Source organism: Okeania sp. SIO2F5 (assembly GCF_010692685.1).
GTDB classification, from domain to species: Bacteria; Cyanobacteriota; Cyanobacteriia; order Cyanobacteriales; family Microcoleaceae; genus Okeania; species Okeania hirsuta.
Genome location: NZ_JAAHGU010000074.1, coordinates 22623 through 33210, shown reverse-complemented (window position 1 = coordinate 33210; position 10588 = coordinate 22623). Strand labels below are relative to the sequence as shown.

Below are 10588 nucleotides of genomic sequence, written 5' to 3'. Positions count from 1 at the left end.
TGTGGTCGATCGGTATTGTTAATATTTTTTTGCCCCATCTCCCCATCTCCCCATCTCCCCCTCTCCCCATCTCCCCATCTCCCCATCTCCCCATCTCCCCATCTCCCCATCTCCCCATCTCCCCATCTCCCCATCTCCCCATTTCCCTCCTCTGGTTGAGCAATTAATCCTACAGAAGCGATCGCCTCTACCCAGAGTTTAGCCGAGCCATCCAATAAGGGAACTTCGGGGCCATCAATTTCAATTCGAGCATTATCTACTCCCATTCCTGCCAAGGCAGCTAATAAATGTTCTACAGTGCGAATACGAATATTTGCAATACCAAATTCAGTAGAGAGAGTGGTAGAGACTACAAAATTTATGAGAGCTGGAATACTAGGAGTCTTAGGTAAGTCAACTCTAACAAAATATCTACCTGCATTTTTGGGGGCAGGTATAACTCTAATATGAGATTTAATACCGCTATGCAGACCTATTCCCCACTGTGAAAATTCTGCTGCCAAAGTATATTGGTTATCCATATTTTTGTCATAATTATTGTTAGCTATTAACCTATATTTAAACTGTGCTTAAATTTTACTTATTCTCCAATAATTATAATGAGACTCTAAATAACAATTATTATTTTTACATCATATAAATGTTTAATTGTCTATATTTTTGATAAAAACTCTAGGAAAACAAGAGTATGGTAACTACCAAAGTAAAGAATTTGAAGCTGAATAAGTGGAAATTAGCTAGTGTCTTTGCTCTAGTAGCTACAACATTAGTTATAACTATTCCTATAGTTAGGTCTCAAAGCCCGTCAATAATTAAAATTGATGGTTCTAGCACAGTTTACCCTATTACCGAAGCAGTAGCAGAAGAATTTCAAAAAGAGAAAAGAGGTGTTATGCGGGTAACGGTTGGAATTTCTGGAACAGGGGGAGGCTTTAAAAAATTTTGTTCTCTAGAAGATTCCGTTAGAACAGATATTTCTGATGCTTCCAGAACTATTCAACCATCTGAAATAGAAAAATGTAAAGCTGCAGGAATTGAATTTATTGAATTACCTATTGCTTATGATGCTATTACTGTAGTTGTTAATACTGAAAACTTTGTTGATACTATGAGTGTGGAGGATCTCAAAAAGATGTGGGCACCGGAGGCCCAAGGTAAAGTTATGAAGTGGAACCAGGTTAACTCTAATTGGCCTGATGCAGAACTTAGAATGTATGGACCAGGTGCAGATTCAGGTACATTTGACTATTTTACTAAAGAAATAGTTGGTCAGTCTAAGGCTAGCCGTTCTGACTATACACCTAGTGAGGATGATAATGTTTTGGTTCAGGGTGTTGCGAATGACCCTAATGCTATTGCTTATTTTGGCTATTCCTATTATGAAGCGAACCGAGACCTACTAAAAGCAATAGCTATAGACAATGGTAATGGACCTGTTAAACCTTCACTGGAAACAGTGCGAAGTGGAGAATACCAACCTCTGGCCAGACCAATTTTTATTTATGTTAATGCTAAAGCGGCAGAGCGTCCTGAAGTTAAAGAGTTTGTTGAATTCTATCTTAAGAATGCTCCTCAATTAGTTAAAGAAGTAAATTCTGTACCTCTTTCGGAACTAGAATATCAGCAAGCGATGGAACGTTTTAAAAATCGTGTTATTGGGAGTGGTAGTTAAATTTTAAATCTTATAATGAAGATTTAAACTATTTTTAAGTAGAGTAATTATTTGATTTTTCATACTAAACTAGATTCAAGTGGCAAACATATTTCATGATGTAAATTAATGCTGAAAATTAGGCATTACTGAAATGTAATGGTAAGTAGCTGAAGGTAAAATTGAAAAACTTATGTTGCGCCTTGATACTTAATCTAAAAATCATTACCACTCAGCAACACCGATAATTTATCTAATTTTCGGCTAATGTCTAAGCATCAATTTTATGTGAGGCTGTAAAGAGTTATGAAATTTATTAACAAGTCTTTCTCGATCTACAGTCAACTCTGATTAAAATATTATTCTATGCAGATTCATATTAATTTGGTATAAGCATCAATTATCATTGATTATTGTTAGTAAGCATTCAAGATTCAACCGTATAGCAGAAGGAAAAAGGAAAAAACAAAGTTGGAAAAATCTGGCGTTGTCTGAGTTTTAAGTTTTTGATATGTTCTAACCTTTCTTTCGACTGCTATATAAGTAAGCGTTGAGAGAATAAGGCAGAATTAAAAGTATTAATAAAAGCAGATCGGCTAACTTTAGCTATATAAAGAATCATCACCCTAATTCATTTTTACTACTGAATGTTGACCGCTAATAAGTAGGTAAGCATAAATAAATGCAACAAGTGTACGGCGGGTTTTTAGGACTATATAGCTAATTTATCAAGACTTTCGGCTAAACCCGCCCCTACAAATTTTTTAACGTTTAATTAGAAATACCTACTTACTTAACTGAATGCTGACCATTATTATTTACTTAATCACTGAGTATTGAATGAGAAAGAAACTTTTAAAATCAATAAAATTACCAAATTTTTCACCAAGATTAGTTCAAGATATACGAGAAAAAACAATTGAATATATTTTGTTTTTAGCAGCTTTTTCCTCTGTAGCAACTACAATAGCAATTCTGTTTATATTAGTCAGAGAATCAGTTTTATTTTTTCAAGAAATATCCATATTAGACTTCCTGACAAGTACACAATGGACTCCCTTATTTCAAAATCCACAATATGGAATTTTACCTTTAGTTTCAGGAACCTTAATAACTTCAATTATTGCTTTAATGATAGCTATTCCACTGGGCACTATAGCAGGAATTTATCTGAGTGAATTTTCCCCAATAAAATTTAGAGAAACCATCAAACCATTCTTAGAATTATTGGCTGCTATTCCCACAGTAGTTTATGGTTATTTCGCACTCTTGTATGTCACTCCACTATTACAAAAAATATTTCCAAATTTACCAACTTTTAATATGTTGAGTGCAGGATTAGTAATGGGGGTAATGATTATTCCATTTATTAGTTCTATAAGTGAAGATGCTATGCGTTCTGTGCCAGTAGGTTTACGAGAAGGGTCTTTTGCTATGGGATCAACTAGGTTTCAAACATCATTATTAGTTGTATTTCCGACTGCTATTTCTGGTATTTGTTCTGCTTATGTTCTGGGAGCTTCCCGTGCAGTAGGAGAAACAATGATTGTTGCTATTGCGGCTGGTTTGCAGCCCAATTTTACTTTGAATCCTACAGATCAAGCTGCTACTATTACAGGGTATATTGTGCAGGTTAGTCTTGGTGATTTACCTCATGGTACTTTAGCTTATCAAACAATTTTTGCTGCTGGTCTAACTTTAGTATTGATAACTTTAATATTAAATATAATCGGTCATTTTCTAGCTAAACATTATCGCGAAATATATTAACAGAAGGAAGAAGGAAGAAGGAAGAAGAAGGAAGAAGAAGGAAGAAGGAAGAAGAAGGAAGAAGAAGGAAGAAGAAGGAAGAAGGAAGAAGGAAGAAGGAAGAAGCTGTTATGTTTTTAAATTGGTTATTGATACTAGCCAACAGATTTTCATAAAATTCGTGTATTGAGAGGATAACTATGAAGGTAAGCATTCAGCTATTAGCTGTCAGCTCTCAGCTATCATGAAGTGGTTTTAATGAATATAGACTGTTTTAGGCCGCTTTTATAGTTAAGTATAAATTCTGCCTCAATTAGTAAAGTTTTTATCTAAAACTAAAAGCAATAGCTGATTGCTGATTGCTGACGGCTGAATGCTTACCTATGAAGTTATATTTCAGATAAAAATACATAAGCTATCAGCTATCAGCTATCAGCTATGAGTTATTAGCTCATTATCCTACCGAAGAAGGAGTTAGTCTCTAAGGAGAATTAAAAGTTATGCTTGCTTCCGCATTCTGCGTAAAAGAAGGCGGAAAAGAAAAAGGTTATTTAATAACTTTGGTATTTGCTTGAATATGTTCATACATCTGATAGCTGACTACTAATAGCTGAATGCTTACAAAAATACTATGATAATAGAATGTAAAACAAATCCAAGACATTCAAAAATATAAACCGTATAGGTTAAATATTTTAACTGAAAATAATTTCCATAAATTATTATACATTGAAGCAAAAATTTTTAGCGATATAGCGTTTTAATTTTAGATGTCAAACAAGAGTTAGTTATTTACTAACAGCAAAAAGTCCGGCAAACTTTCTTACCGAATAGTTAAGGTTTAAAGCCTCTCCTTTAAAGGATAAAAACGGTCGATCTTCGGAGCTTCCGGTAGGGTAGGATGGCAAGGTCTCAGAGTCATATCCAATCGACCAAGAGAAAAGAAAAAATTTTCCCTATCGCGTCAGTCCTCCTCTTTTCAAGGAGAGGTAATTGTTAATTATTAATTATTAATTATTAATTATATGTAGATAAAATAAAGGAACTTGATATAGATGTCGAATAAAGATGTTACCAAGAAATTTTTACCTTTCAATTATCTTGAAAGTAATCTTAATCAACGAAATTTAGTTAATAGTATTTTTGCCGTAATTGGTTTGTTAGTAATTACGGGTTCAATATTAATATTAGCTGCTTTAATAATTAAAATGATGATTGATGGCTTACCACGCCTAAATTGGAACTTCTTATTTTATTTCCCTAGTAGAAAACCGGAAGAAGCAGGAATTTTATCAGCTTGGGTAGGTACTTGTTTAGTGATGTTAGTAACTACATTAGTAGCAATTCCTTTAGGAGTTGCCTCTGGTATTTATCTAGAAGAATATGCTCGGAAAAATTGGATAGCCGATCTAATAGAAATTAATGTGACAAATCTTGCAGGTGTACCTTCAATTATTTATGGTTTATTAGCATTAGGATTTTTTGTTTATCAGTTAAAATTAGGGGAAAGTATTCTCACCGCAGGCTTAACTTTAGCCTTATTAATTTTACCTATAGTTATTGTCACTACTCGTGAAGCTCTCCGCTCCATTCCAACTAATTTACGAGAAGCTGCTTATGCTCTTGGAGCAAGTAAATGGCAAATGATTTGGGACCATCTTTTACCTTACTCTTTTGGTACTATTCTTACTGGTATAATTATTGGTTTATCACGGGCAATAGGAGAAACAGCTCCAGTTATTACTATTGGTGCATTAACATTTATTGCTTTTTTACCAGAATCTCCATTGAAAAGTGAATTTCCGTTTATTTCTTTTTCCTGGCTCCAAGCTCCATTTACATTAATGCCAATTCAGATGTTTAACTGGGTTTCTCGCCCACAGAAAGCATTTGAAATAAATGCAGCAGCAGCAGGTACTGTATTAACTATTATGACTTTGACAATCAATACTCTAGCTATTTATTTACGTTATCTAATTCGTAAAGGTATCAAATGGTAAACTTTTATAGAAACAAACAAGAATTAATTACTATAAAGCCCAAAGCAGAAGTCAAAAAACTGAATTTTTATTATGGTCAATCCCATGTTTTAAAAAATATTGATTTGGTTGTTCCAGAAAAACAAGTTACTGCATTAATCGGACCTTCAGGGTGTGGAAAAACTACTTTATTACGCTGCTTTAATCGCATGCACGATTTGTATCCAGGAAATTACTATGAAGGAGAAATTTGGCTAGATTCTCTGAATATTTTGGCTAAAAATATTGACCCGATAGAAGTACGAATGCGCATTAGCATGGTATTTCAAAAACCCAATCCATTTCCCAAATCAATTTATGAAAATGTAGCTTATGGTTTGCGGGTGCGTGGTGAAAAAAGACGGAGTTTAATTGATGAAAAAGTAGAACAAGCTCTTCGAGGGGCAGCTTTGTGGAATGAGGTGAAAGATAGATTAAAAGAGGTAGCTTTTAATTTGTCTGGAGGTCAACAACAACGTCTATGTATAGCTCGTGCTTTAGTAGGAGAACCTGAGATGATTTTATTGGATGAACCTACTTCTGCTCTTGACCCAATTGCTACTGCTAAAATTGAAGAGTTGATGAGTCAATTAAAAGAAAAGATAACTATTTTAATTGTGACTCATAGTATGCAGCAAGCTGCAAGATTATCTGATTATACGGCGTTTATATATTTAGGAGAATTGATAGAATTTAGTGAAACTAAAGATTTATTTGCTGACCCTAAAAATCAGAAAACAGAGGATTATTTGCATGGCAGAATTGGTTAATTGAAGAAGGAAGAAGGAAGAAGGAAGAGGGAAGAAGGAAGAGGGAAGAAGGAAGGTAAATATTCAGCTCTCAGCAAAGTTTGAATAACTTTTCCTATTGTCATCGTATATATTGTATAGGTTAAGGTCAGGGGGTTGAGTATATGGAGTGGCCACTAACAAGATTCCCAGATTCTTTGCCTTTCTGCACTTCTGCCTTCTTTCTGGAGAATAATATATGCCGAAATCAGCAGGTAATTCTAATGTAGAAAAACTTCAAACTGGTGAAGCTAAACTTTTAATTCTTTTAGTGGGAATTAATCAATATGATGATGCCAGAATAAATAACCTTAATTATTGTGTTAATGATTGTCAGGAATTAAAGTCTGCATTAGAATTAGCTACAAAATTATTCACCAATAAGACTATTATTATCCATCACGATAATACTCCTGAATCTCCTCATCTTGATGTGGTGAAAAATAGCTTGGAAAAGTTAGTCTCTCAAGCAACTAAAGAAGATACTATTTTAATTTATTTTTCTGGTCATGGTTTTTTAGACAAACAAACTCAGCAACCAATATTATGTCTGAAAAATACTCAAACTAATAATTTAGCTACAACAGGTTTGCCAGTGGCAGAAATTCTGCAAAAGTTGGCAGAAAGTGGTGCTAAATATCAATTGATTTTTATTGATGCTTGTCATAGTGGTGGAACAAGTATTAATTTTCAGCATTTGTCTGAAAGCAAGAAATTATCTGAATCTGAAACATCTAGTATTGCTCCACAATTAATAGAATTATTTTGGCAAAGGGCTGCTAAAAGTAAAGGTTTTTATGCGCTTTTGTCTTGCGATAAGTATGAACAATCTAGAGAATGGAAAAATTTAAAACATGGATTATTTACTTATTATTTGATTCAAGGTTTTTTGGGGAAAGCTGCCGATAAGTCGGGGGTAATTGAGGCGGATAGTTTATATAAATATGTCTATCATCGTACTTTAGAATATATTGATAAAACTAATCAGCAAATTCGTTTAACTAATCAACAAAAATCCCATCGTGGTGAATCAAATATTCAGTCGGAATCTCCAGGGCAAACTCCTCTAATAATTGTGGAAGGAGCGGGAGAGTTTGTGTTAGGAATTGTGCCGATTAATAGTAATGAAAATAGTCGGCGACAGGCTGTAATTATTAATGGTTTGGTAGGATGTGAAGAGACTGTTTCTTTATCAGGTATTTTGCACAGTCGAGGTGATTTTACTGTAGGATATTGGCCACAAACAGACCGCTCTTGGCAAGATGTAAAAGCTGGAATATTGAAATGTTTAAATATCGATCCTCCCCACCCTTCCCACTCTACCCCACTCTCCCCACTCTCCCCCCTCTACCCCCTCTACCCCCTCTACCCCCTCTTCCCACTCTACCCCCTCTCCCCACTCTACCCCCTCTCCCCACCCTCCCCATACCCAATTAGAAACAGCATTTTTGCACATCCGCGGTGAGGTTGAAAGTGTCATTAATGATGATAATGAGCATGAGCATTATCTGGTTTTGGGAGATGGGGTGCGTATTAGTTGTTTTTGGTTGCAGAGAAAGTTATGGAATTCTCAGGTGCGCCAACAAGCGATCATTCTTGATTTTCCCAATGCTGAAAATCATGTGCTGACTCAATGGGTGGAATATTTGCATCAAGAAAAGAATAAGTCTCAATGTATTATTGCTTCCTCGTCGTTACAGTTTTCTCAGGAATTGGTGAAAATATTCGGAAATGCTCGACATGGTTTGACTGTTGCGGGGTTGGTTATTGAGTTGCAGCAACGGTTGCCTATTACAACTTATTTGTCTGGAAATGCTATCGATATTTTGCTTCCTGGGGAGGCAACTAATACAATTTTTGATGCTAATATCTGCCCTAATAAAGGTTTAGAGGCGTTTCGTCAACAGGATGCGGAGTTCTTTTTTGGTAGGCAAAAGCTGATACAGGAGATTTTGGCAAGGTTGCGGGATAGTTCGTTTTTGGCAGTGGTAGGTGCTTCGGGTAGTGGGAAGTCTTCGGTGGTGCAAGCTGGTATTTTGCCAAAACTGACAGCAGGAAAGCAACCGCCTGGTAAATGTTGGTGTGGTTATTTTCGCCCTGGTGCAACCCCGATAAATGCTTTAGCTCGGGTATTGGCGACTGATGGGAAAGTTGATGAAATGGAGGGTTCGTTGCATTTGGGTGTGGAATGGTTGGTATTGTGGTTGCGTCGTCGCGTGGAACCGATGGTGGTTTTGGTGGTGGATCAGTTTGAGGAATTATTTACTTTGACTGCTGAAAACGAACGTTCGGAATTTCTGAATTTGCTGTTGGGTGCTTTGCGGGAAACGTCCGATAAGTTGAAGTTAATAATAACGTTGCGGGATGATTTTATTGGTAATTGTTTGGAGGTGTCTGAGTTGCAGGTTTTGGTGCAGCAGAATTTGATGTTGGTGTCGCCGAATTTGCAGGAGCAGGAATATCGAGACGCTATTGTTAAACCTGCTGAGAAAGTGGGGTTAAAGGTAGAGTCTGGTTTGGTGGATGTGTTGTTGGATGGAGTGCAGGAGGAATTGGGAGGTTTGCCTTTGTTGCAGTTTGTGTTGCGGGAGTTGTGGGAAAAGCGCCGGGATGGAATGTTGAGTTTGCAGGTTTATCAGGAGGAAATTGGTGGTTTTAAGGAGGTGTTGGAAAATAAAGCGGAGGATGTGAGGCGGGGTTTGCATCGAGAGGAGGAGAGTTGCGCTCAGTTTATTTTTCTGGAGTTGGTGCAGTTGGGAGAAGAGGGGAAGGATACTCGCCGTCGGGTGTTGAAGTCGGAGTTGTTGGGTAAGAAGTATGGGAAGGAGGTGATGGAGTCTGTGTTGAAAAATTTGAGTGATGCGCGGTTAATTGTTGTTGGTGGTTTATCCCCCCTAACCCCCCTTAGTAAGGGGGGGACTCATCAGGAGGAAAAAGTTTCCCTTGGTAAGGGAAAAAGTTTGGAAGAGTATGGTGATGTTGCTAAGTATGGGGATGTATCTCCCCTAGTCCTCCTTAGTAAGGGGGGAACTAATGAAGAGGAAACTAACAAAAAAGCCCCCCTTGGAAAGGGGGGTTTGGGGGGATCAGAAATTACTGTGGAAGTTGCTCACGAAATCTTAATCCGTCATTGGTCAACTTTACGTTGGTGGTTGGATGAAAATAGAAGTCGCCTACAACAGCAACGACAGATGGAGCAGGATGCTAAAAAGTGGGTACAACATGGGCGAGTAGATGATTTTTTGCTGCGGGGTGTGGCATTGCAGAATACGGAAGAACTTTATATTAAGTATGGTGATGAGTTGTCTGAGTTGACTCAAGAATTTATTGAGGCGGGGATGGCGTTGCGTCAACGACAGGAAGAGGAGAAACGACTGGGTAAGCGAAGGACGATATTGGGGTTAGTGAGTGGTTTGGCGATCGTGTCATTATTGGCGGTTGGGGCGGTTTGGCAGTGGCGTCGGGCTGTTGTTGGGGAGATGAATGCTGTACTTAAAGGGGAAATTGCAACTTTAGAATATTTGGGAGCTACGAGTTTAGGGAGGCAATTGGATGTTATTGCCTTGGGGAAAAAATTAAAAGCTGGTTGGGTTAGTCTGGAAAATAGGGTGCGCGGTATAGTGTTGCTGCAACAGACCTTTGATTTTGAGAAGTGGAAAGAATTTAAGACTTTATTAGATCCTAGTTTAATCTACCACGTCAGTTTCAGCCCCGATGGCAAGTTACTGGCTTCTGCTGGCTATTACGGCATCGTGCGTGTATGGCAAGTAGATGGTACTCCTGTTGCTGTTTTAGAGGGGCATAAAGATTCAGTCAGACACGTCAGTTTCAGCCCTGATGGCAAATTACTCGCTTCTGCCAGCGAAGACCGCACTGTGCGTGTATGGCAAGTAGATGGTACTTCTATTGCTACTTTAGATGGGCATCAAGATCGGGTTTTCCACATCAGTTTCAGCCCTGATGGCAAGTTACTGGCTTCTGCAAGCGATGATGGCACAGTGCATGTGTGGCAAGTAGATGGCACTCCTGTTGCTACTTTAGATGGACATAAAGGTATGGTCAATCACCTCAGTTTCAGCCCTGATGGCAAGTTACTGGCTTCTGCAAGCGATGATGGCACAGTGCATGTGTGGCAAGTAGATGGCACTCCTGTTGCTACTTTAGATGGACATAAAGGTATGGTCAATCACCTCAGTTTCAGCCCCGATGGCAAACTGCTGGCTTCTGCAAGCGGTGATGGCACAGTGCGTCTGTGGCTTCCAGATGGCACTGCTGTTGCTACTTTAGAGGGGCATAAAGATTGGGTCAATCACCTCTTCAGCCCCGATGGCAAACTGCTGGCTTCTGCAAGCGGTGATGGCACAGTGCGTCTGTGGCTTCCA

Annotated in this window: 7 protein-coding genes; 6 read left to right on the top strand and 1 reads right to left on the bottom strand. The window is 37.8% G+C overall.

Annotated elements, in window-relative coordinates:
* A partial coding sequence (locus tag F6K27_RS20790) for a UDP-3-O-acyl-N-acetylglucosamine deacetylase (protein WP_287300910.1) occupies window positions 1-521 on the bottom strand: 521 nt, incomplete at its 3' end.
* Window positions 522-688: 167 nt separating this feature from the next.
* On the opposite strand from F6K27_RS20790, the gene F6K27_RS20785 reads away from it, so the two are divergent.
* From F6K27_RS20785 to F6K27_RS20760, 6 genes are all read left to right on the top strand, one after another.
* Window positions 689-1672 (top strand): PstS family phosphate ABC transporter substrate-binding protein, encoded by a 984-nt coding sequence (locus tag F6K27_RS20785; RefSeq protein ID WP_287277386.1) that lies wholly within the window; start codon window positions 689-691, stop codon window positions 1670-1672.
* Window positions 1673-2491: 819 nt separating this feature from the next.
* On the top strand, window positions 2492-3421 hold the full coding sequence (gene pstC / locus F6K27_RS20780) for a phosphate ABC transporter permease subunit PstC (RefSeq protein WP_287277385.1): 930 nt from the start codon (window positions 2492-2494) through the stop codon (window positions 3419-3421).
* A 1034-nt stretch (window positions 3422-4455) separates the two neighbouring features.
* Window positions 4456-5400, top strand: coding sequence for a phosphate ABC transporter permease PstA (gene pstA / locus F6K27_RS20775; protein ID WP_124146209.1), 945 nt, complete (start codon window positions 4456-4458; stop codon window positions 5398-5400).
* Entirely contained in the window at window positions 5394-6188 is a 795-nt protein-coding gene (gene pstB, locus F6K27_RS20770) for a phosphate ABC transporter ATP-binding protein PstB (protein ID WP_124146210.1), read from the top strand. The genes pstA and pstB overlap by 7 nt, the downstream gene beginning before the upstream one ends.
* Window positions 6189-6405: 217 nt before the next feature.
* Complete coding sequence (locus tag F6K27_RS20765; protein WP_287277384.1) at window positions 6406-7671, top strand: caspase family protein; 1266 nt, start codon at window positions 6406-6408, stop codon at window positions 7669-7671.
* The coding region (locus F6K27_RS20760) for a WD40 repeat domain-containing protein (RefSeq protein WP_287277383.1) at window positions 7655-10588 on the top strand (2934 nt) is incomplete at its 3' end. The genes F6K27_RS20765 and F6K27_RS20760, both read left to right, overlap by 17 nt.